The 26,237-nt window shown below is 38.6% G+C and carries 7 protein-coding genes; all 7 read right to left on the reverse strand.

Annotation, left to right across the window (positions count from 1 at the left end; genetic code table 11):
• Window positions 1–20 precede the first annotated feature (20 nt).
• The 7 genes from AY601_RS10930 to AY601_RS10960 all read right to left on the reverse strand — a co-directional run bounded on the left by AY601_RS10930 (window position 21) and on the right by AY601_RS10960 (window position 26,237).
• Window positions 21–1,889, reverse strand: a complete 1,869-nt coding sequence (locus tag AY601_RS10930; protein WP_068400576.1) for a CocE/NonD family hydrolase — start codon at window positions 1,887–1,889, stop codon at window positions 21–23.
• A gap of 172 nt (window positions 1,890–2,061) precedes the next feature.
• Window positions 2,062–3,357, reverse strand: coding sequence for a PLP-dependent aminotransferase family protein (locus AY601_RS10935; RefSeq protein WP_068400579.1), 1,296 nt, complete (start codon window positions 3,355–3,357; stop codon window positions 2,062–2,064).
• Window positions 3,357–7,604 carry a non-ribosomal peptide synthetase gene (locus AY601_RS10940; RefSeq protein ID WP_068400582.1) on the reverse strand — a complete coding sequence of 1,416 codons (4,248 nt, stop codon included), beginning with the start codon at window positions 7,602–7,604 and terminating at the stop codon, window positions 3,357–3,359. The genes AY601_RS10935 and AY601_RS10940 overlap by 1 nt, the downstream gene beginning before the upstream one ends.
• A complete protein-coding gene (locus AY601_RS10945) occupies window positions 7,601–15,490 on the reverse strand; it encodes a non-ribosomal peptide synthetase (protein WP_068400584.1) in 7,890 nt (2,629 codons plus the stop codon). Before AY601_RS10945 ends, AY601_RS10940 begins: the two co-directional genes overlap by 4 nt.
• Before the next feature lie 2 nt (window positions 15,491–15,492).
• The gene (locus AY601_RS10950; protein WP_068400590.1) at window positions 15,493–17,325 is read right to left on the reverse strand and encodes a non-ribosomal peptide synthetase; all 1,833 of its coding nucleotides are present in this window, start codon (window positions 17,323–17,325) and stop codon (window positions 15,493–15,495) included.
• Window positions 17,318–25,273, reverse strand: coding sequence for a non-ribosomal peptide synthetase (locus tag AY601_RS10955; protein ID WP_198163671.1), 7,956 nt, complete (start codon window positions 25,271–25,273; stop codon window positions 17,318–17,320). Before AY601_RS10955 ends, AY601_RS10950 begins: the two co-directional genes overlap by 8 nt.
• Window positions 25,274–25,289: 16 nt before the next feature.
• Window positions 25,290–26,237, reverse strand: coding sequence for a TauD/TfdA family dioxygenase (locus tag AY601_RS10960; RefSeq protein ID WP_068400603.1), 948 nt, complete (start codon window positions 26,235–26,237; stop codon window positions 25,290–25,292).

The following is a 26,237-nucleotide window of genomic DNA, read 5'->3' on the forward strand; positions in this document are numbered from 1 at the left end:
TTGATGAATTCAGAGATGATTTATTGTACTGTTAATTGTGGTAAAACAATTTTGCTTCCCGAATAAATCCGGTGATTTGCTTTTACAAAATCACTATCCTCGGCTTTAAAAATATTTGGCACATAATTCTGTGGATTTCTGTCAAACATCGGGAATAGACTGCTCTGAATCTGAACCATGATTTTATGCCCTTTTTTGAAAGTATGGTTGATATTCAGCAGTTCTACATTTACATTGGTCACTACGCCAGGTACAAAAGGTTTTGGCGCAGAAAAATCATCCCGGTAACGTCCGCGGATATAACCACTTCTGATCATTTGCTGGTAACCATTCATTTTAATTCCGGGCTTGTCGGTTTTCTGAGGCTTCAGGTCCATTGGTAAAACATCGATTAATTTGACAATGATATCTGCATCAGTATGATCCGTTGAGAATTTAAGCAAAGCTTCAATCTTTCCGGTAATCGTTAAATCATCTGCTAGTGCTTCGGTAGAAAAAGTAAGCACATCCGGTCTTTTATAGGCAAACCGCTGGTCATCAGTCATAAAACTCTTCGCCACAAAAAGGTTATAATTATCCTGTTCAATGTAAGGAACAGGTTTTTTAGGATCACTCAGGTATTCGAAAAACACATCTTTTTGTCCCCCTCCCGGATCTTGGGCTGCCAGCTTTTCATCTGAGGAAAAGAAGAAATCTTTTTCAACTGTTTTCGGCAACTTTTCATAGTAAGCCCATTCCTTTTTCCCAGTATCAAAAAATGAGATGTTAGCCAGAGGCTGCTGAGTTTTATGGTTAAGATAATGTTCAAAAAAATCGAACTCTTCCTTTAAATAACCACTATTGATATTCCGTCCATAATAAATATTGCCCACATAAGTTAAACTATCATTATGAACATAATCACCATGGCTCCAGGGACCTACAATATATTTGGTTGACTTCTTGTTATTTTTTGCTACTGCGTCATACGAATTTACAATACCATATAAATTTTGTTCATCATTCCATCCCCCGACAATCAAAACCGGACAATTTATATCCTTGATATATTGAACGGTATTGTGTTCTTGCCTGGCCTTGTCATAATCAGGATGATTTTTAAGATATCTCCAGAAATAGTTTTTATCAGAAAGTAAATCTCCATAGTTCTTAAGCGCTCCTTTTTTCAGGAAAAATTCATAGCTGTCTTTATCCAGTTTATTCGCGTAGTTTTCATAAAAAGAGAAATATTCCAAATTACGTTTCCACCATGGCCCTTCATTTCTGGCCGTTTTAGGGGTTCCAAACCAGTCTATAATTGGGGTATAGGCTAAACTAAAAAGTCCATAACGTGTAAAATCCTCAAAATAATCATTGATAGAAGGTGCACCAATCTGGACTGCTTTGAGTGCAGGATGTCTGCTTAAACTCCCCATTAAGGCTGTCCATCCTCTGTAAGAATTGCCATACATCCCAACATTTCCATTATTATTCTCTACATTCTTAATCAGCCAGTCCAGGGTGTCATAGGTGTCTGTAACGTCATCTGTTTTAATCTTATTTTTCTGACTGAATACAGGTTTCAAATTTATCATATCCTCTCCGTCACTCATTGATCTTCCTCTGATGTCCTGATAAACAAAAATATAGCCCTTGCGAACCAATAAGTCATTATACATCAGTTCATCGGGCATTTCTTTACCATAAGGGTTGGAGCCATAGGGTGTTCTGGTTAATAAAACAGGATATTTTACAGTATTATCTTTAGGCTGATAAATGGCGGTATACAATTCTACACCATCCCTTGTCTTAATATATACTTCCTTTTTTTTATAATCTTTAACCGTAAAATCCTGTGCACTAAGGAAGTTACTGATCAGCATAAATAATAATAAAGTTCTTTGTCTCATGGTTGATATTTTCTTTTATTGTAACACAAGCAGTTATCCGATTTATAATATATCGGATAACCATAAGCAATATAAATAAATTTTAAAAATAGTATTCATATTGAGCTATTAATTCCACTTTATTTACAAAAGCATATCGTTTTTGATCGCTTTAATTTCAAAAATAAAATCATCAGGCGCCCACATGAATCATTTCTTGCTTAAAGAAATCAAATAAATAGCCAACTCCTTTTACAATCTTCTCTTTGCTGGGTTTGCTGAAGGACAACCTTATTGAATTCGTTTTGACCACACTATCTTTATGGTAAAAAAACCACATTGGACAAAAAATAACATTATAGGTATTGATCGCGCATTCTAATTGTTCTTTACTCACCTGAAAAGGGATAAATAATTCAAGGAAAAAACCACCTTCGGGAATACGGTAATGCATGGGTAGCGGAAATTCATTGATGTGCCTGTCCAGTTCCCTTAACATTACATCTCTTTTTTCTTTAAATGCCAATACTTTATCACGGTTATATTTTTTCATAGAATAGGCATTCTGAAGTAATATACCGGCTACCAACGCCTGGTCCAGGGTAGGGTTGTTTACCGAAACATAAGCCTTCAGCTCAGCTAAAACATCAGATTTTTTTAAATCAACCTCATTAAACCGGAGATTTCCGCTGGCATACATAATTGCCAGACGTACAGAAGGAAACACTGATTTTGAAAAAGATTCTACGTAAATCACCCTGTTAGCATGATCAAGTTCTTTCAGACTCGGCAAGTCTGTTCCTTCGTACCGGAATATTTTATAGGCATTATCCTCTACAATTAAAAAATCCCATTCATCTGCCAGTTCAATTAGTTTTTTCCTTTTCTCAAGTGGCATTACTGCTCCCGTAGGATTATGAAAATCCGGATTGATATAGACTAACCTTACTGGCTTACCCAGCTCATTTGAAGTCTGTAACTGTAACAGGAGTTTTTGAATGTTAATTCCACCTGCTTCGTCAACTGGAATATAATGGACATCATATCCGCTGAGTCCTGCAAATGAATTAAAACCAATATAAGACGGAGTTTCCGTGACCACAGTATGCTTATCCTGCTCACAGAATCTTAATATAGCCAGCATAAAAGCTTCCTGCGCGCCAACAGTCAAAATAATATCGTTCTCATCAACATCTTTAAAACTATAATCTGTTTCCAGGTAAGTCTTGATGATATTGGGAATGATACCTTTCACATGGGTGTATTGACCAATCCTGGAATAAACTTCCAATTCATCAAGCCCCTGAGACTTCAGGTAATTAAAGTAATAATCAATATTTGTCAAGGCGCCTTGCAGGTCAAAATAACTTTCGTCAGGTTTCCCTGAACCAAAAGAAATAATCTCTTTACTTTTCAGATCAGTCTGTCCCAAAAAGGACATAATATCTTCTTCAAGAAACCTGTCTGTATTTATCTTTAACTCGTTCATTAAAATTTAGTTAGTGTGGCTATAATTTGTTCAATATGGGGCGGCTTCATCATACTGCCATGTCCACCTGTTATTTCTTCTTCCTGGAAAGGAGATTTTGTCAGCTCTCTCCAGAATAATCCATGTTCTTTAGCAGAGTGCTTCGCTTTAAAATAAATCAGATTTGTTTCCTGAACCGGATCATGGTGCGGAGTTGGAATATTTAATCCTATGGTCCTGAGCTGATTGATTTTTTCTATACAATGAGCCAGATCAGTTCCAGGGTATACCTTCTGAAAATAATCTTTCCAGAATTCAGGAATAATAAAATCATAATGCTGCAAGGCAACTTTCTTCGCTACCTCTTTCCAGAATAAGTCTATCTCCTGAATTTCAGCTAAATCACTGATATCCAGCTGTGGACAAATATCCAGGATCAACTTCCTTTCCAGCTCAATTGACAACTCATAATTTGCTGTAAAATATTCCTTTTTATAATCACCGTTATAATCAGGATTGATGTAGTTAGGACTGTCGATCATGATCAATCGAATTGGCGCCTTTGCCCGCTGTTCGAAATAGTTTGTAACCAGGTAGGCAATATATCCTCCGTAACTCCAGCCCAGCAAATGGATTTGACCAGGGTCACCGAACTTTTCTAAAATCGTTTTTGCATAAAGCGCTGCCATCTCCATCGGATTAACAGCTGTAGGTGAGCATACCGCTTTATCAAACTTAAAGGCCCAGATATTAAAATGAGATTTCAATCCGTCAAAAAGATGCCTGTAGCCTAGTATTTCACCTGTTCCTTCGTGGAATACAATTAAATTGGGCTTTTGAACCGCAATGAAATTGTAATTTGAAAGGACAGCAAATTCAAGTTGACATTCCTCAGTTAAATGGGACACTTTATCCTTTCCTGTTGCTGATCTGACCAGCAGCTGATCGGGAGAAATCTCCTTTTGCAGGATAGAAATTTTAGTCATCCGGGTAGCGATATCTCTTAAAACTGGTGTATGCAGGATATCAGCAAGTTTAAGTATATATCCATTCTGTTTAAGCCGGGATACTATTTGTATGGATTTAATGGAATCACCTCCCAGATTAAAAAAGCTACTGCTAATACTTATCTGCTCAATTTTCAAGATATCCTGACATACGGTAATCAAGGCTTTTTCGTTAGCCGTTTCTGGTGGTATATAAGTTGTTCCCTGATGTGCATAGGCTCCGGCAAGGCCAGGAAGGTTCTTCTTATCTGTTTTTCCGCTAATGGTGAGTGGAATTTTATCTATTTGAATAAAATAAGCCGGGACCATGTATTCAGGAAGGCAGGTTAACAAATATTCACGAATACCCTGAACATCAATTTCCGCAGCAGCAACAATGTAGGCCGCAAGTTCTTCCATTCCCGAACTGGATTTGATGTTAATGACAACTGCATCTATAAGCTGAGGATTCATTAAGAGCGCGTGTTCTACTTCTTTCAGTTCAATTCTATGGCCCCTTATTTTTACCTGATCGTCTATCCTTCCTTTAAATTCAATATTTCCATCCGGCAACCAGCGGCCTAAGTCGCCTGTATTATAGAGATACCCCCCTGCTTTAAATGGATGCGCGATAAATTTCTCAGCAGTAAGATCAGCTCTGCCCAGATATCCCTTTGAAACCCCTCTGCCTCCAATATAAATTTCCCCGCTCACATATAAGGGTTGTAACTGCTGCAGTTCGTTCAGGATATAAATTTGCTCATTGGCCAACGGTTTGCCAATAAGTGGCTTTATTCCATCTTTAAGATTAAACACGGTGCTATATATGGTAGTTTCTGTAGGCCCGTAGGCATTCAGGGAAATGAATGGCTCTTTGCGGAGTTTATCAAAAAGAACAGTACTCAATGGTTCCCCGCCTGCAATTAAAACTTTAAGACCTGCAGGAAGATACGCAGTGAGCTCATAAAGTTGCATCAATCTGGATGGTGTGGCTAGCATTCCCTCAATTTTACCAGTAGCAAGCCGCTCTAAAAACAGGAAAGGGTCTTGTAATTCTTCATCTGAAAAAAGATGAGCTTCCTTACCCGTACACAGTGCACCAAGAATTTCAAGTATAGAAAGATCAAAAGTAAGGCTGGTGGATAAGCCAAAACTCTTAAGCTGTGAAAAATGGAAAGCGCCATCCAGGTTCACTAAAAAGGACATCAGGTTTTCAAGGGTAACCATCACTCCCTTCGGGATGCCTGTAGATCCTGACGTATAAAGAACATAAGCCAGGTCTTTTAGCGAGACAGTGCTATATAGCGCTTGTTTAGCATAAAGCGCTTGTTTTGAAGCAAATCTTCTCAGCTCATCACTATCTATACATACTTTACAGTTGCAATCTTTTTTGATGTATTCAATTCGTTGTTCGGGATAATTAGTGTCGATAGCAACATAAGCGCCTCCGGCTTTTAAAATACCCAGCATAGAGATGATCATCCACTCCGTTCTGTTTAATTTAATCCCGACAATATCATTTGGCCCGACAGCATAATTTTCCTGCAGGTAATGAGCCAGCTGATTTGAGCTTTCATCAAGCTCTTGGTAGGTAATCTTGGTATTTTCAAAGACAATAGCCACATGGTCCGGATGTTTTAAAACCTGCGCACTAAAAAGGTCAACAACTGTTTTCTCTTCTGCGTATTTTACCAGAGTATCATTGAAATTGTAAAGCAAAGTGTTTTTTTGGAGATCAGTTAAAAAATCAGCCTCACCTAGTTTTTGAGCAGGATGTCTTAATAAAACAGACATCAGCCGCATATAATACGCCATTAAGGTCTTGATTTCTTCTGTGTCAAAGAGGTCTGTGTTATAATTTATACTAAAGAACAATCCACCACCAGTTTCTTTAAATTCTATATCGAGATCATATTTCGGAATGCTGACTCCTTTTTTAGCGATTATCCTGTCTTGAAAATCTATCGTATCCTGCGTAGTCCCCGCTATTTCTCCTGCTGTATTTTGAAGGATAAGCAGTATATCAAACAAGGGGCTCCGTCCAGTATCTTTAATTAAATCAAGCTCTGCTATCAAATGGTCAAAAGGGTAATTCTGGTATTCAAAATCTGACAGTACTGCCTTTTTAACTTTCTCATAAAAAGAGAAAAAATCTTCCTGTGGATCTACCTGGTTCCGCAAGGGAAGCAGATTCAAATAAAATCCGATCTGGTTTTCCAGGTCCGGGTGGTTCCGGCCTGCTACAGGCGTACCAATAATGATATCCTTTTGAGCAGTACATCTAAAAATCAAAACGTTCCATAAAGCCAGCAGGCCGACAAATAAACTCCCATCCTGACCAGTACAAAATAACTTCAGGGTTGTGGTCAGTTCTGGTGAGATCCAGGTACTCAGATTACTTCCCTGATAAGATTTTATCTTTGGCCTGTTTTTCTGAAAGGGTAAAGTCACTGCTGGTAGTTCTCCCGATAATTTTTCCAGCCAGTACTTCCGGTGATTCCGGAGTTCATGTATACCCGATTTCTCCTGTTGCCATAAGGTATAGTCTTTATACTGTATCCTCATCTCCGGCAATTGCAGTCCCACTCCTTCATTATAAAAGTTATAATAGGCCAGAATGTCATTTTTCAATACGCCAAGAGACCATCCATCACAAATTATATGGTGTAATACGTAATAAAAAGTACAAGTATCAGCCGAAGTCTGTAAAATAGCGGTACGTAATAATGGCCCATTTTCAAGATCAAATGGTTTGCAAATATCCTGATTCAGATATTCCTGAACTAACTTTTCCGGATCTGCTGCAGTACTGAAGTCCCTGTAATCTGTTTTAAATGCCAGCTCCCGGACAGACTGTATACTTTGTCTGACCACTCCTTCTGTATTCGCAAAAAACACGGTCCGCAAACTCTCATGTCTTTCAATTACTGAGAGAATAGCTTTTTCAAGATGCGCAATATTTCCTTTAAAGGTTAAAGAATAAGGCATGTTACTGCTGATATTGCTATCCTCAAACCTGCTAAGTATCCACATCCGGATTTGAGCGCTTGAAGCCATAAAATCAGCTGCGTAAGGTGCCACAGGAATCTCTGAATAATTATTGTTGTTAATTCCGGAACTCAGATTCTCAGACAGGTAGGCGATAATATCCTCTTTTTTAGCTTTTATTTCGTTCAGCAAATCAGGATCAAGATTTTCATTTTCGGTGAAGAGTTTTAACTTTCCGTCGACAAAATCTATTAAAATACCTTGCTGTGCAATTTTATTTAAAAATCTGATCATAAATCTATCTCCCTGAAAGCAGCTCCTTTTGCTCTGACTTCTTTTTGCTTTTGTATAAAGTCTATAAATACTGACAGGTCCTCAATTACAGGATAGTGAAATACATTTTTAATATTCATGTCCAGGTTAAATTCCTTGTTTATTTTTGATAAAATATTCATAGCCTTAATACTGTGCCCCCCCAATTCAAAGAAGTTGGCTGTAATACTTATTTTGTCTTTTTTCAAAACACTCTCCCAGATCTTTACTAGCCTGACTTGTATATCGTTTCCGGGAGCAACATAAGTTTTACCAGTAATCTCTGTGTTTTTTAATTGAGCAAGCGCATGTTTATCAACCTTACCATTGGTATTTAATGGAATTTCCTCTACCTGGAAAAAATAAGCAGGAATCATGTAATCCGGAAGTGCATCTTTTAAAAATTGCTTAATTTCTGAAGGATCAGTTTCCGTGTTTGAGGTAAAATAGACAGCCAGTTCTATTTCATCAGTTCCCTGTTCTTTTATGGCTAGCACAACTGCATCTGTTATTTGCTCATTTTTTAAAACAGAATATTCAATTTCAGCCAGCTCAATTCTATGCCCCCTGATTTTTACCTGGTTATCCTTTCTTCCGGAATACACAAGGTTTCCGTCTGGCATCCATTTCCCAAGATCACCAGTTTTATAGAGGAATGCTGAAGGCTCAAAAGGACTGCGGACAAATTTATCTTCTCCTTGTTCCTGATGCAGGTATCCTGAGGAGACAACAGTCCCTGAAATACAAATTTCACCTGGAACCCCTATCGGTAAAGGCCTTAGCCATTGATCCAGAATATATATTTTTGAATTGGCTATTGGTTTTCCAATAGGAACACTATCGGAAGAGGAAACTATTACATCAGCATTGTTGTAAGCAATTGTGTCATAATAGGTCGCATCTGCGGTAACTTCGGTCGACCCGTATATATTAATTAAATGGGCGTTTTCATTTTGAACTGTATCATAAAACTGCTGCACAAGCTGAAGCTTAAGTTCTTCACCACTACAAGACCATAAGCAGATATTTTGCAGTTTATCTTTGAATAAAGCAGGATAACTCAGCATCGCTTTTAGCAATGAGGGTACCAGTAATAGTCTCGTGATCTTATGCGTATGAAGGCTGTTTATAAAATATTTTATATCCAATAATTGCTCCCGGGGGTAAAGTACTAAGGGGATCCCTTTTAATAAAGGCCCGAATAATTCACAAATATGATCCACAAAACTTATGGATGTTTTTGCACAGCAAACCTCCCCTTTTTGAAAAGGATATGCTTCCCACATCCAGTTCAACCTGTTCATCAAACCAGACGCTGTAAGCAGTACACCTTTAGGCAGGCCTGTTGATCCGGAAGTGTAAATAATAAACCCGGGATCTTCTGTTAGGATCAGCAAAGTATCTTGTACAGGATTAGCAGAATTCTTTAAGTCTGCAAGGGCCAGCGTATTTGTGTCTATCAATGCAGCACTGTCACTATCTTTATAAATAAAAGCAATTCGTTCTGCCGGGGTTACAGGGTCAACAGGAACACTAACAGCCCCAATTTTATTCACGGCCAGTAAAACTGCAACCAAATGCTGATCATGAGTTAAAGAGATCAGCATGCGATCTCCTGTTTTTATTTTTAGCGTATGGACGAAATAGGCGGAGTAGCTTTGACGTAACAGATTCAGTGCACTAAATGTAAAATCACCGTCTGCAGTTATCAATGCAATTCCATCCGGGTTGATTTTAACCTGCTCTTCAAAAAGATCAGTTATCCGCTTATTTTGATGAAATAATTTCTGAGTATTGTTAAATTGCTCAATAAGCTGGTATTTTTCATCTTCAGCAAGCAGCGCTATTGCATCCAGCGAACTATTGGGATTGTTTGCAAACTGAGAGATTATAGATTCCAGATGTCCGGTCAGTTCCTGCATTCCCTTTTCCAGGTAAATATTACTATTGTATTTAAATTGAATAGACAATGTATTTTCTAATGGAACAACCACAACATTTAAGTCATAATTGGTTTGTTCAAATGCATCCGCAGCAATGATACTGAGTTCCTGATTTTCATTTTTCAGCTCCAGGTCTTCTTTCAGCAAATCAGCAATCGGATAGTTCTCAAAGATCATAATGTGGTTGATCAGCTGGGCTTTCAGCTCACTAACAGATTGAATTTCAGATAAATTAATATAATGATGCTCATTACCTGTTATGGCTTCTCTATTCAGCTTTTTTAGCAGTTCTGCTGGTGTTTCTATGTCCTGATAATTCACTCTGACAGGAATTGTATTGATAAATAAACCAACCATGTCTTCTACGCCAGACAGACTCGCAGGTCTTCCTGAAACCACAGCGCCGAAAACCACATCTTCAACATCATTGTATCTGGAGAGCAGGTATCCCCAGGCTCCCTGGATAAAAGTATTTTGTGTAATTCCCAGTTCGTTACAAAAGGACTGTAGCTGAGTATAAGCGTCACCTTCAATTTTAAGGATTTGTTTTGCTTGTTGATAGACAGGTTGCGCTACAGCGGTTTTTTGATAAGGAACCCCAGCTATTTTAGTATACCCCGATAAATAATTTTCCCAATAACGCCGTGACTTTTGCTCGTCTATCTGATTCAGCCAGCTAATATATCCGGAATAAGGTACGGGTGTTGGTAAATCTGGCGGCAGATTGTGGTCTAATGCATTTAAGAGTTGATAGAAATCTTTGATCAGCACGCCCATACACCATCCGTCAATGATAATATGATGGTTACTCCAGATAAATTCATAGTCTTCATTTCCATGAGCAATCACCAGAAGCCTCATCTGAGAGCTGGATTCCAGGTTGAACCCCAATTCCCTGTCATTTAATTTTTCCTGTTCAATAAAGGCAGCCGCAGGTATTCCTGCCGGGATTTCCTTGAAAGTGAAATTGCTGGGTGCATATTTCCATACGATTTGCAAAGGTTCTTCACGCAGGTCATTTCTGAAACCTGTTCTCAGCACTCCATGTCTTTCCACCAGTTTATCATAGGCCTTTCTTACAGATTCAATATTCAATCCGGGAGCTTTAATGCGATAAGACATTTGCTCAAAGTACATGGGTGAAAACTGATCTGCCAGGCAATGGTAATAAATTCCCTGTTGTAATGGAGAAAGGCTATAAATATCTTCTACATTATTATCCTTATTGATTTCCGCCAGCTCTTCCATACTCAAATCTTTGAAGGTCAGATCCCACGGAGTAACCTTTGGCTGTAAAGTATTTGCTAGATGATCGATAAGACCGATAAGCGCTTCTTTATAACTGGCTGAAAGCCTTTCTATAGTATGGGCATGATAGGTGTTTGAAGCATACCCCAGAGACATCGTCAGCTCGCCAGCAACCAACATTCCTGAGACACTGAGCAAGATATCGTCTGTAGCCTCCTCCATATTGTTGCGCCCTATATATTCACTGGAAAACTCCAGCGCTGAGTCTTTATCCTCTGGCAGGGTATTGTCAAAATCGCCCAGATAATTAAATAAAACAGCTGCATCCATAGGATGATGAAAATCATCTCTGAGATAGTTAAGCATCCCATATCCGATTCCTTTGTTGGGTATTCGTCTCAGGTCTTCTTTAACTTTGACCAGACTATCTTGCGCATGAGTTGAGCCTGATACTGCTAAGACATAAGGATACATTGTTGTAAACCAGCCTACTGTCCTGCTGATATCAGCATCCTGTAAAATTTGTTCTCTACCATGTCCCTCCATTTTCACCCTGCTTTTAGCTATCCCAAAGACTTTTTTTATGGCAATAGCCAGGCAGCTCAATAAAATATCGTTGATTTCTGTATTGTAAGCATGGTGCACACCAGACTTAAGTATTTCTGTGATTGACCTGTCCAGGCTAAAAGTTATATGGCGATCTATACGTGCAGACTGAGCAGTATCAATATCTTTTGGAAAGGGCATAACAAATTGGTTAAGAACCTGTTCCCAATATTCCTTCTCTGGTTCAAATTGCTCAGATCTGGCCATTTCCTGTAGTAGAAATGCCCAGCGTTGAAAAGAGTCAGTCTTTAAGGGTAATACATGATTTTCAGACTTTATATAACTGCTGTAAAGGAGTGCAAGATCTTCGAGTAAAATCCTCCAGGACATTCCATCCACTACTAAATGATGAATAATAAGCACAACCCTGTCCCCATCATTTAAGCTGAAATGCCCTGCAGTGATTAGTGGCCCTGTTTCCAGCTGAAAACCTGCCTGCAGTTTTTCAGCTATGGTACCCATTTCAGCTACCCCATTTTCATGCTCCCTTAAATCAGTATATAGTATAGTAAAATTGTCACCATAGACATCCTGATTGAACTGTTCCCATTTGTCATTTTGCTTCTTGAAAACCATACGCAAAGCATCGTGATGGTTTGCGAGTTCAACCATACATTTCCTGAGCAGTGCAGTATCCAGCCGCTGTGTACTTTTCAAGACGACTGATTGATTGTAATGCTGATAATTATTCAGCTTCTGGCTAAAAAAATAGTGCTGTACAGGGGTCATTACTACCGGACCAAGGATCACTGACTGGTCAGCTATTGTCTCTTCCTGATTCATGAATCCAGCCATTCTCTCCAGTACGGGAAATCCCAGAACATGTTCTATTTTCAATTGATATCCCTTCTGTTTCAGACGAGATACAATTTGTATCGATTTGATGGAGTCGCCCCCTGAATTATAAAAATCGTCTCTTATTCCTATTCTATTTTTTTTGAGGACATCTTCCCATACACTGATCAATATCCGCTCTTGCGCTGTTCTGGCATCTACAAAAGAGGGATTGTGCGCATCATCTGGTAAAGTACTGTTGTCAGGATCCGGCAGTGCTTTTTTATCCACTTTTCCGTTAGGGGTCAATGGAAGTTCTGTCAGTGCCACAAAATGAGAAGGAAGCATATACCTAGGTAAGATTTCCAGCAAATGTCTTCTCAGTTCATAAATGTCTGGCTGCTTGTCGGAAACGATATAGGCAACAAGCTCTTTATCCCCTGTTTCTGAGGTCTTAACCACAAGCACGGCATCATTGACTTCAGGACTGGAAAGAATAGCATGTTCCACTTCTCCTAATTCTATCCGGTATCCTCTGATTTTTACCTGTTCATCTTTTCTTCCTAAGAATTCAAGATCGCCATTTCTGAGCCTTCTCACTAAATCGCCTGTTTTATACAGACGCCCGCCTTTTTCAAAAGGATTAGGGATGAATTGTTTAGCGGTCAGTTCTTCTTTATTTAAATAGCCTGATGCTACACCATCCCCGCCAATGTACAATTCCCCGCATACCCAATCCGGTACAGTTTGCAGATAATCATCCAGGATATAGACAATATAACCGGTAACAGGCTGACCGATGATCTTTCCATTTAAATGCTGCTGATCGTCCGGACCAACCGGATATGTTTTTTTAGTACACCAGATCGTTGTTTCTGTAGGCCCATATAATTCATGGATTACGGCATGTTCAAAATATTTTTTGATGTTGAGCAAATGTAAAGTTTGCACAGCATCACCACCAATATGAATATGCCTGATAGCAGTAAAGGCTTTGATTCTATCTTGCTCAGGAACCGAACCGATCAGCTGTTCTAAAAATGAAGGGATAATCTGGATATGGGTAGTTTTTGATAAAATAGCCATTTGGTTTTCCCCGCCCAGGATGTCAAAACGGTTAATGATAATCAGTTCCCCTCCTGAAAGCAGCGGTGGAAGTATTTCAAACAAGGAGATGTCAAATGAATAAGATGCATGGTTCAGCATTTTAATCTGATCAGGAAAATCTTTGATATGTCCGAGGATCACCTGCGTATGCCTGCTTAAATTCTGATGTGTTAATAAGACACCTTTAGGATTTCCTGTCGTCCCTGAGGTATAAATTACGTAGGCAAGATCAGTCATTCCGACCGCTTCAGGTTTTCCAGGTAAATAGGTAGCTCTTGTGGACAGAAATTGGTGGATTATCTCTTCATTGATCAGAAATTTACTATTGCAATCCTTCAGGATATAGTCTATTCTGGATGCAGGGTACCCTGGATCAACCGGAACATATACTGCTCCAATTCTTAAAACAGAAAGAAAGCTCCAGATAGCCGGAATAGAATGCGGAAGGCTGATTGCTACAAAATCACCTTTTTTAACCTCACCATATTCTTTCAGATAAGTTCCAAACTGATCTGCCAGCTGATATAATTGATGGTAAGTCAACTGTTCCTCTCCATGCGAAACAGCAATATTTTCTGCTGAAACTTCTTTCTGGGCGTCCAGCAGAGCTAAAGTAGCTACGGGAATATTTGCTATAGCTGAATCCTGTTCTTTGACTGGTGTCAGGTAATTGATGCGCGAAACTGGTAAGTGATCCTTTTCAATAAGGCCCGACAAAAGGGTGATTAAATGAGCTGCCAGCTGCAAGATAAATGAATGCTCAAAAAGATCTGTCCGGTATTCGATGTTTAAAACTAAATGGTCTGCTTTTTTTGCAAAATTAAAAATGATATCAAGCCTGGAAACATCATGGGTTATTCCCATGGCAGTAATCGTGAGCTCATCTTCAAAATTCAGTTCCTTTGTTTGATGCATAAAGTCTTCCCTTAAAGAGACCATGATGTCAAATAACGGAGAGCGGCTTAGTTCCTTTTTAATCCCAAGATTTTCAACAATCAAATCAAAAGGGTAATATTGATGTTCAAACGTAATATTTGTACTGGCTTTAATTTCCTTAAGGATACCTGAGAAAGATTTTTCAGGATCTATATCCACCTTTAAGGGCAATAAATTCAAATAAGGTCCAATCTGATTTTCCAGCTCCACATGATTTCTTCCTGCCACGGGCGTACCCAAAACGAATTCTCTTTGTGCAGTGTATCTGTACAGCAATACCGATACGCCGGCAAACAGGACATTAAATAAACTACATTGATTGAGCTGAGCGTAAGCTATCAATTTTTCAACGAAGTCTGTTTGGAGTTCACGGCTTTCTATCTTACCTTGATTCGATTGAACAGCCGGACGTGAATATTGAGAAGGAAGATCAAATAAAGGAATCCCGTTCTCGAATGTTTTCTTCCAGTATTCCCGGGATTGAGTTCCATTTTCGGATGCCAGATATTTAAGCTGCCAGTCCGCAAAATCTTTGTATTGAATATTCAATGCTGGCAGCGTACTGAAGGTTTCAATATCCCGATAACCAAATATCAATTCTCTGATGAGTATTTCCATTGACCAGCCATCACTGATAATGTGGTGCATGGAAAAATAAAGGTGCCATTGATTGTCAGCTAAGCTGAATAAACCAATCCGGATGAGTGGTAACTGGTCTAACTGGAATTTATCTTTTATCCTTTCTTCAATCTTATTTTTAGAAGCCGCTGCCGGGTCTTTGGCTGCAGAGAAGTCAGCTAACTCTAGCTGATAGTTTGCCGCATGAAAAGGAATTACTTGCTGACAGGCATTCCCATCTTTATCTTTTAGAAAAATAGTTCTTAAAATTTCATGCCTCTGGACCAGCACATGGAAGGAGTTCTCCAGCTTTCCTGCGTCTAAAGCTCCTTTTAATAAAAATGCACCTGAAATCAGATGTGTACTTGCTTTAGCTTCAAGATTTTCACTTATCCAAAACCTCTTTTGAGAGTGTGCTAAAGGATAACTGCTGGAAATTGCCGTTTTCGGAATTCCAGCATAATATTTCTTAGCTAAGGAAGATTTTAAATTCAGGAGTATAGCTTCCTTATTTAATTTAATTTCCTTTAATAATTCAGGAGTGACTGTACCTTTTGGTGCTTCAATTTGCAAGTCATCATTAATTACTGATAATTTGATTTTCTTTTCACTGAGCTGTTTTAAAAAAAACTCCATAGTTATATTGAAAATATTTCTTTTTCCTGATCATCATTATTATCCTCAGTTTCATTTGCTGAGTTTAATAAGACTTTATTTATTTCATCGGCAATATGGCGAATGGTAAAATCACCCAATAAGTTCCCCAATGGCAAACTAAGTCCAAAAACTTCATTGACTTCATTCATGATACTTATAGACTTCAGGCTGTTCCCGCCTATTTCAAATAGATTATGATCAATACCTAATCCTGAAATACCTAGTTTTTTATACCATATTTCCAGAACCTTCTCATCAACAGTATCTCTTGGGGCAATTTTTTGACGCGGGTTGACAGAAAGGAGTGCATATTTTTCCAGTAACAGCTTTTCATCCAGTTTTCCATTACTATTCAAGATGATTTCTTCTAGCTGGATATAATGAAGCGGAATCATATGGCCGGGCAATTTATTTTTCAGAAACTCTGCAAGCTCATCTGCATGCTCTGTGAAGGCACTGATTAGAAAAACCAACAATTCGCTTTGGCCATTTTCCTGATCAGTCGTTGTAATTCTTACATAAGATATTCCAGGTTTAGTCAACAAAGCCAGCTCAATTTCAGAAAGTTCTATTCTGTGTCCCCGGATCTTAACCTGCCTATCTTTTCTTCCTACGTAAATCAGCTCACCATCTGGTAGCTTTTTCACAATATCACCTGTGAGGTATAATTTATCCTCTTTGTTTTCACTATAAGGGTTATCAATATATTTTTCATGTGTCAGGGTTTCATTGTTCAGATAGCTGCATGAAAGACCTGCCCCACCAACAGCGAGTTCCCCTTCTGTACCAAATGGAAGTTTTTCCCTGTGTTTCCCTAAAACATAGCAGAAATAACCAGGTAGTGCTTTTCCAATATTGCTGGTATTGTTATCGATCTCTCTGTCAGTAATTAATTTAGCGGTTACATGGATGGTTGTTTCTGTAGTTCCATAAAGATTAAGGAAATTTAATTCAGGGTATGCTGAATGCCACCAGGAAAGTTGCATAGGAGATAATGCTTCTCCCCCAAAAAAGATATAGCGAAGTTTATTTTCTTTAAATGCGGATTTAAATGCCGGAGTCAACATATAGAAAGACGATGGCGTTTGACTAAACATAGTTACACCGTAATCTTCAATAACCTGTTTCACCTGAACAGGGTCGCGGACAAGCGCATGATCGAGTACAATCAGGGTACCGCCAGTGAGTAACGGGCAAAAGATTTCCCAGACCGAAAAATCAAAACAATGAGAATGGAACATAGTCCAGACGTCAGAAGATTTCAAATCGAAAGGTGTTCCCGGAGCAAATAACAGGTTAATCAGGTTACGATGCGAGATCACTACCCCTTTAGGGTTACCAGTGGTACCGGATGTGTAGATCACATAAGCGGTAGCATCCGGAGAAATCACAGTTTCCAATTTTTGATTGTTTCGGGGACTGCTTAGTGCCTTTTCTAATTCATTTTTATCGAATATAAACTTACAATTGCTGTCATTCTCAATAAATTGTATGCGCTGAGCCGGATAACCAGGATCAATGGGTACATAAGCGCATCCTGATTTTATAACCGCCAGAATAACAGCAATCAGGTATTCACTTTTTTCTAACTTGACGCCGATGTAATCACCGGCATTAATTTCGTTTCTGCTGTGCATATAGTTTGCCAGCTGATCAGAAAGTTGATCTAATTCCTCATAATTAAGTGAGTTGCCTTGATAGATTACTGCAGTTTTTTGGCTGAATTTCTCTTTGATAAGCTTAAAAAAGCTGATAATTGTTTGATGATTTATAAATAGACCATTCAGTTCTTCTGAATCCTGATTCTTATTCATAGTTTTTCTCCTCCGGGGTTAAATAGTCTAAAGTGTATAATGCATCTTCTTCTTTTGCTAATGCAGCGGCTAAGAATTCAGCAAGATGGGTAGCCATTCTTTGGATAGTTGAGTGTGCGTACAAACTGGTATTAAATTCAATTTTCGAACTGATAAAATCTTTATTTTCTACAAAACCAAAAGTGATATCAAACTGAGCAGTTTTTTTCTCCAGATTTAAGGCTTCCATCTCTGAAAAATTGAGTTCCTGTTCATAATTTTCATAGGTAACCACCACATCAAATAATGGTGATCTGGATGGGTCGCGCGCTACTTGCAGTTCATCAATGAGTTCATCAAGGGCATAGGCCTGGAAATTAAAATTCTGTAAGACGAGATGCTGAATTTCCTTACACAAATGCCCAAATCCTTTTTTTGGATCCAGCTGTGTCCTCAAAGGAAGCGTATTTACAAAAAATCCTATTTGCTGATCAATATCAGGATGTCCTCTGCCTTCGGTTACCATTCCTATCAGGATGTCTTCTTGTTGCGTGTAGCGGTAAAACAGCCCATTTATTGCAGCTACCAAAACAGTAAATGGGGTTACCCCGTAGCTTAGTGATTTACGTCTCACTAAGGTGCACAATGCGGCAGGTATTTCGTAAGTATAAGTATTTCCTGTATAAGTTTTGAGCAAAGGACGCTGGTAATCAGCAGGAAGGTTCAGGAGCTCAAAATCACTCAGTAGTTCTTTATAGTATACGCTGGCTGGTATTTGAATACGATGTTTAGCTTTCTGAAGCCAGGCCGAATAATCTTTATACTGAAGCTTTAATGGCGTAATGGTTGATTCAAGATTCTCATTCAGGTATTGATACTGGTTCCAGAGATCACGGGCAAAAATTTTCATAGATCTCAGGTCACTGATGATATGGTGAAAGCAGTATGAAAATATAAAGTGATCTGTAGCAACCTGAAAGAGTCTGATCCGCAGCAACAGGTCATCAGCTAGTTTAAAAGGCTTGTTATTGAATGCTATGAGCGCATCTTTGATTTCTTCCTGCGTCTGATCGGCAACGTTAATTATTTCCAGCTCGAAATCCAATAGTTCATCAGGCCGGATAATTTGACGGACCTCTCCTTTCTCCGTCCAGATAAAATTAGTTCTTAAGGATTCGTGCCTTTTGATAACTTCCCGGATGGCAGCGTTGAACTTTGCAGTATTTAATGCCTTATGTATTGTCATTGCGCCACTCATATGGTAAGCGCGTGAGGAATCCGCTGTTTGGCTCAATGTCCAGATGCGTCTTTGTCCGTCAGAAACTGGATAAGTATCACTTTCTGCTACTTTTTCTATTGGAGCCATTGGATTTTTGTCCAGGTTTCGGATTAAACCGGCATGACCTTCTATGGTTGTGGTCAGGAACAGATCCTGCATTTTAACCTGAACATGGAAAGCTTTATGGTAATACTGAATCAGTTTCATCAGACTGAGACTATGTCCGCCGATCGCAAAGAAATCAGCTCTTACGGATAGTTCCTTCTGGTTAAAGATCAGCTTCCATAAATCATAAACCTGCTGTTCCAGGTCATTTTCCGGAAGAATCCGTGCCACATTTTCAGTAAGCACTGTCCCTATTTCTGCATGCAGTGCTTTTCTGTTAATTTTCCCATTGGTAAGTTTAGGAAAATCTTTAATCCACACAAATTCATTGGGGATCATATAGGCTGGCAGGATTTCTTTTAACATCAGCCGCAGTACTGAAAGGTCAGGAATAGTAGCTGCACTCACGAATGCAGTTAATTTCTGATCATTAAAAATAACCAGCGCCTGGTCAATCCCCGATAATTGTGCAATGGTTTCTTCTATCGAATTGGTATTGATCCGGTTTCCTCTTACTTTATATTGAAAATCTCTCCGGCCGATATAAATAATTTCCCCTTCAACTGTCCATTTTCCAACATCATCAGTCCGGAATAAAATTTCTCCCGGCTTGAATGGGTTTTCAATAAATTTATCACCTGTTAATTCTTCGTCACCAAGGTATCCATCCGTAATATTTTCACCACCGATATAAATGATTCCTTCTAAACCAACAGGAAGCAATTGCAGATGATCATCCAGTATGTACACTTTTACATTGGCTATAGGTTTACCGATACTGGTATTCGTATGAACCGTAAAGTTACTGTTGTAATTTTGCTGTTCCGTGTTGATGCCTAGTGTATGGTCTAATTCGGCCGCAATATCAAGCTGTTCCTGAAGAATTTCTTTCAGGACTTTTTGCGTGGTGTTCGGATTTGAAAAAACAGTGCGGAAAAACACATGTTGTAAAGAGTCACGGTCGTAATTACGAACCAGTGTATAAGAGACAAATGAATTTCCTCTTTCAAATTGAGTTTTCTGAATCTGCTCGTTCAGGTCGTTGATCAACAGCAAATCCTGATCGGTCAATACCGTTTTATTCCTGAGAGAGAACGGAACATAACGGTATAAAACGATATTAAGCTTTGGAGATTCAAATAATTCAAAAGCATTATTCTGATGGATTAAATCTGCAAATGTCCTTGATAATTCATGGTTATAATCGATAACCTCTGCTAAACCTTTTTTACCAAAAACACTAAATAACCCATGTAATATCAGGGAGTTGAAATTACGTGTGCCTTCGATTGTAAATTTCCCCAGGTCATAGGAGTTTTTCCTTGCCTGGTAATTGGTATTGTTTTCTGAATTTTTAACAAACCCAGGATCTGCAAATAAGCAAAAACTACTACCAACTGGAACATGAAGTTGTTTATGTGCACATAAGGTCACAGAATCAGCTTTATTGATACCATCTAATAAGTGACTATATTTTTCTGAGAGGATATATGCACCTCCAAAAGCTGCATCAACATGGTAGTGTATAGCTTGTTCCTTTGCCAGCTCACCTAGTAAATTCAAAGGTTCTACTGCACCGGATTCAGTGGTTCCGGCTACTCCGATGATACTGAGAATCAATACATTTTGCGCTTTTAAATCCAGTATCTGCTGCGTAACTTTCTTGCGGATATCTGCTTCATTTCCCTGATCTACAATAATTTCTCTGAAAGAGTCTTTACCTAGTCCAAATAATTTCAATGCCTTTCCAACAGAATAATGACACCATCTGCTACCCAGAATAACGACATCCTTATAACCATAATGCAAAAGCCCCTTTATCAGGCCTGAATTTCCATATCCCTGATACGATCCATGGGGTGCCAGACAGTTATTGAGTGCATAAAATAAGGCTGTGATATTAGACAGCGTTCCACCATTGGTAAAAATCCCCGGAATCCCTTCATTTTTGTGGGATAATCCGCTGTAAAAAGCGTCGCTCCTATTAAATACAGCCTGATGAAATCTTTTGATCACTTCGATTTCAATCATTGTCGCTGCAAGAGAGGTTTCAATCTTCACCAGATTCTGGTTAAGCCTGTTAACCAGGCTACTCAGACTTAAAGAAAAATTTGGCAGGGGCCCTGTCATGTGCCCGATATATTTATTGGAAGAAATATTAATTATGTTTGGAAGCAGTCGCTGTTCAAGGTATTTCAAATATTCTTCTGGCGAGGTAACTGATTCAAATTCAATATTTTTAAAGCCAGATAAAATACGATCTGGTTGATCAGCTGCAAAAATATGGTCTGCATGATCGTAATTTTCAATCAGGCCCGGGATATCTATGTCCGTATTAAATAAAGCAAGGATAGTTTTATTTTGTTTAAAATCTATGGAAGTATCGTGACAGGTTGCATCCGCTGTAACTTCGGTCGAACCGTAAATGTTAAGCAGTTTATATTTCCGGCTATCAAATATTTCATAGAATTTCTGCACCAGTATCCCTGGCAGGTCTTCACCGCTGCTGGTCCAGTATGTTAGTGCAGACAGCTGTGCTCTGCAAGCTTCAGGATAGGCAAGGATTTCTTTTAACAGACTTGGCACCAGGACAATTCTGGTCACTTTAAACTTATTCAACAGGCCGATTAAATGTGGTATATCTGAGATATCATTGTTATGGAGACAAACCAGAGGTATTCCTTTTAACAATGGCCCAAATAGTTCCCACAAGTGGTCTACAAAACTTATAGCTGTTTTTAAGACACAAACTTCATCAGGATGAAATGCATATTCTGACCACATCCATTCCAGGCGATTGACAATATTGCTGTTTTTAATGATTACACCTTTTGGCTTTCCTGTAGAACCAGTGGTATAGATAATAGTAATGATATCATTTTTAGGATTCACAGCAGCGGATTCTCCTGCAGGATAATTAATTGCATCCGGTTCTTCTGCTGCGTAGTGATCTGCTACAGCTATGAATTTTTCCAGAAATACTTCATCAATAACATGTTTGCACCCTGCTTCTTCTATAATTCTTTCCTGGAAAAGTTTTGGAGCCCCTGGTTCAACAGGGATATAGACAGCATTCAGTTTTAGTATACCCAAAATAGCGATGGGCAACCACTGATTACGTTCCAAAGAAACAATTAGTCTGTCATTTTTACCAACCGCATATTCCTGGTAAAGATAATGCGCGAATTGATTGCTTAACCGCTCTACAAAACCATAGCTGTATGTTTTATCCTGATTAATAAATGCGGTATTGGAAGAATGATGCTTTACATGCTGCCCAAATAGTCTGGTCAGGCTTTGGACAGCTTTTTTTGGAGAATTGGTAGGATTGAAGACTTCCAGTACTTTTTTCTTTTCCTTGTCTGAGAGATAGGGAATATACGACAGGTTAGTTTCAGGCTGCACAAGGAGGCTTTTTGCCAGATTAAGGAAGTTATCCAGCAAATCCTGCATAAATTCCCTGGTAAATAAGCCTGTATTATAAATAAGCATCAGCTTGGTATGTCCCTGCTGGTCGTAAAAATAAAAGGAGAAATCAAACTTTGATTTAATCTGAGGAAAATCAAATTTCTCTATGGAAAGATTTTCAGGAAGATCAGCAGTTGATTTAATTTCCTGAGGAGTTTGAAAATTCACCATCACACTGAACAGTGGGTTGAGACTTAAGTCTCTGGCGATATCCAGATTTTCAATCAATTTTTCAAAAGGATAGTTTTTATGCTGGTTTCCTTCAATAACCATATTTTTGATTGTATGCAGCAGGGTATTGAAAGAATCATCGTCTTTGATTGCAGCACGATAAGCAATCGTGTTTACGTAAAGTCCAATTTGATTTTTCAATTCAGGATTATCCCGGTTAGCAACCGGACTGCCTAAAACAATATCTTTTTGCCCGGTATATCTGTAAAGCAAAGTATAGAGCACGGTTAACAATCCACTGAAATAAGTAGCGTTTTGAGTTTTACAGCTATTCCTTAAACCTTGTACTGTTTCCTGAGGAATATCGATACTGATAGAATCTCCGGCATAGTGCTGCACTGCAGGACGCGAAAAGTTCAGCGGAAAGTTTAATACAGGTAAATTACCGCTGAATTGAGCAAGCCAGTATTTTTCAGCTGCTGCTAGTTCACTGTTTCTCTGGTTATCCCAGGCTGCATAATCTTTATATTGCAGTTTTAGTGGTGCCAGCAGGTTGTTGGGTGTAGCTAGTTTTCCCTTATAAATATGCAGCAGGTCACTGATTAAGACTTCTAAAGACCATCCATCGGAGATGATATGGTGCATACAATAATAAAGAATGTATTCTCCATCTTTTTCTATTAAACCGGCACGTAACAAAAGATCTTTTGTTAAATCGAAAGCGTAAGAAAATGCAGTCTGCAGAAAATCGTGCCCTGCTCCTGCCGAATGGATTTGAGTTATTCCAAGTTTAAAATCTACTGCTTCGACAGGTAGTATTCTTTGAAAAAAACCGCCTTCATCATCTTTTACAAAACAGGTCCTTAGTGCTTCATGTCTGCTGATCAGTTCTTTAAATGATTCCTCTAAAATCTGGTAATTTAACTGGCCCTTGATGGTATAAGCTCCCTGGATATTGTATACTGAGCTGTTTCCGGTAATTTCATTCAGCAGAAACATGAGTTTCTGTGCATTCGAAACCTGATAAAATGCCTGGGTTGGTACAAGCTTGATCTCTTCGTTTGTTTGCGCTTGCTTTTTATCGTGATTTTGTTGTGTATGCTGATTTTGTTGTTGATTCTGACCCTGTTGTTGATCCTGATTTTGCATCTGCAATTGTGAGATCACTGCTGCAAAACTGCTGATCGTTGGATTATTGAAAAAACTTGTAATCTCAAAGCGTATACCCAGTTTCTTGAAAACTTTTGAAACAATCACTAATCCATTGAGTGAATGTCCTCCTATTTCAAAAAAGTTATCATGCAGCCCAATTTTTTCTTTTTTTAGAACCTCTGCCCAGATTTCAAAGATGAATTGCTCTAATTCAGAGAACTGTTCAGCAACTGCCTCATTTGTAATAATTTGCTCAGGTATACCAGTTTGCTCAGTTAACAGTTGTGCTAATGCAACCCTGTCTATTTTCCCGTTTTGGTTATAAGGAAAGTTATCCAGTGTAATAAATTGAGCTGGAATCATTGGCTGTGGCAAATAATCCTTCAAAAACAGCCGCAGTTCTTCCTTTATTAGCTGCTCATCAGAAATGATAAAAGCACTAAGCGCGGTTTTTGAATATTCAGTATAAAGCACTGCGCATTTTTTGACACCTTGATATTTCAATAGCGTGGATTCAATTTCGCTGATCTCTATCCGCAAGCCATTGATTTTTATCTGTGCATCAATTCTGCCATGATACTCCAGGTTACCCTCCTCATTGAGTTTCCCAAGATCGCCGGTCTTATACGCCTTCCCTCCTGCATAGTCAATAAATTTACCTGCATTCAATTCTTCTCCAAGATAACCAAGCGAGCAAAATTCAGTATGAATGATAATTTCCCCTATGGTGCCTGCTTCAACTGGCTGGCCTTTTTCATCAAATAACAACATTGTGGTGTCTGAAATAGCTTTACCTAAAGGAATAATACCTCCTTTAAGCAAATCCTGCGCTGTTAGCTGATGATGAAATTTGGCAAGTGTGGTTTCTGTTGGCCCGTACAGATTAATCAACAGCGTACTTTCAGGCAACTGCACTTTCCATTTGCTCACTCTTTCTGCGTACAGTGGTTCTCCTGCAAAAAAGATATGGCTGAGTTCTATTTTGTTTTTATGCTGGCCCAGTAATTCCAACTCATCGTGGATCTTCTCATAAACAGAAGGAACGATATGTATCAGGTTAATTTTTTCTTCAATCAGCCACCTTAAGCGTTCTGAAAAATCGATGTTTTCCTGATTTGGTATAACCAGTATACCTCCGTTAAATAGCGGAACTAATATATCCCGTAAAGAAGGATCAAAAGTGGTTGGAGTCATTGCGCCAACTCTAATCTGATGGTTTAGCTGATAAGTATTGCTTTCCCAGATTATAAAATGGGCCAGACTTTTGTGATTGCCCAGAATTGCTTTTGGCACTCCTGTACTACCAGAAGTGAAAAATATATACACGGGGTCGTCCCCGTCAATTAATAATTCAGGAAGCAGTCTGGAAAAATTATACCAGGGAATAATATCAGCCTCTTCAGTTTGACGAACAGCTGAAGTACTGAATATAAGAGAATTAGGTATGATTTTTTCTCTGTTATTTTCAAGGATCAGTACTGGTTTAGCGATATCCAGTATTTGTTCAAGTCTTTTGGCTGGACCAGTGATTTGGAGTGGTAAAAATACGGCACCAGCTTTCATGATAGCCAGCATGGCAATCACATAATCAATGGAAAGGCTCATACCTACGCCAATCACCTCCTTTTTTTTTATCCCTTTGCTGAGAAAAAAGTTCGCCAGCTGGTTAGATTTCTCATTCAGTTCTTTATAGGTGATGTGCTGGTTGAGGAAAGAAATTGCAAGCTGATCGCTTTCTTTTAGTTTAATTGTCCCCAGTATATCCGGACTTACCCAATTTAAAGTTGTATTCATAGGATGAATTATTTGCTTAAGCCATTGATAATAAGATTTCCCTTTTGCCGGAAAAAGGATTCCGGCCATGTAAAACAGACATATTGTCAAACAACATGATGTCTTCTTTTTCCCATGGAAGCGCGATTAAGTTTGCTCTTGAAACACTTCGTATGTGTTCAAAAATCGACTCAGGAATTTCACTTCCATCTTCATAAGTCACATATAATGGAAATTCGTCTTCTTCATAAAGATATTTCATAGCTTCATAAACCTCAGGTGGATTATTGGATGGATGAAATTGATCTGCCTGGTTAAACCAGATCTTCCTGCCAGATTTAGGATGTTCCAGCACAGCTGGCCTCACCTGTTCTAATCTGAGTGAATTATTTTCTTTCCAGCTTATTTTTATCTCATTTTCTAAACAGAAAGCTTCAATAAATGCTTTATCATCAGACTCAAAAGTTTCCTGCCAGGATGCGCCAATTCCACTCCCACCATGAAGATTTCTAATGTATTTTATGTTTCTGTCAAAAAAATCACCCATAATAGCTGGATCAAGTTTCTCCAAAAGTGAGTAGCCATTCAAAGCAGTGGTCTCCCCTCCTTCTTCTGCCGGAGTAAGACAGAAAAAGAAGATTTTCTTAGGAAAATAATTCGAATAAGACAATTCATTGTGCATAGAAATAAAGACCTCAGCAGGATATTCTGTAGAAGTATAAATCTTTGAAGACTTTTTAGTCCTGGGTGAATTTCCATCAATATAATCGAGTGGTTTGATGTTAATCTCTGCTATGAATTTTTGGAAGTCAACATTTGTCTTCAGCCCGGTTTTTTTAAATCGGATTACACCATATTTGACTAAGTACTGCTCAATTTCTTCTTCATGATGGTTAAACCATTCAATAAATTCTTCTGGACCAGCCCAGCTTTCCTCAATAATTCCGAAAAAATCTTCTTCTTTATTTATAATTTCCAAATTCAT

The sequence above is a fragment of the Pedobacter cryoconitis genome (genome assembly GCF_001590605.1).
Classification (GTDB): domain Bacteria; phylum Bacteroidota; class Bacteroidia; order Sphingobacteriales; family Sphingobacteriaceae; genus Pedobacter; species Pedobacter cryoconitis_A.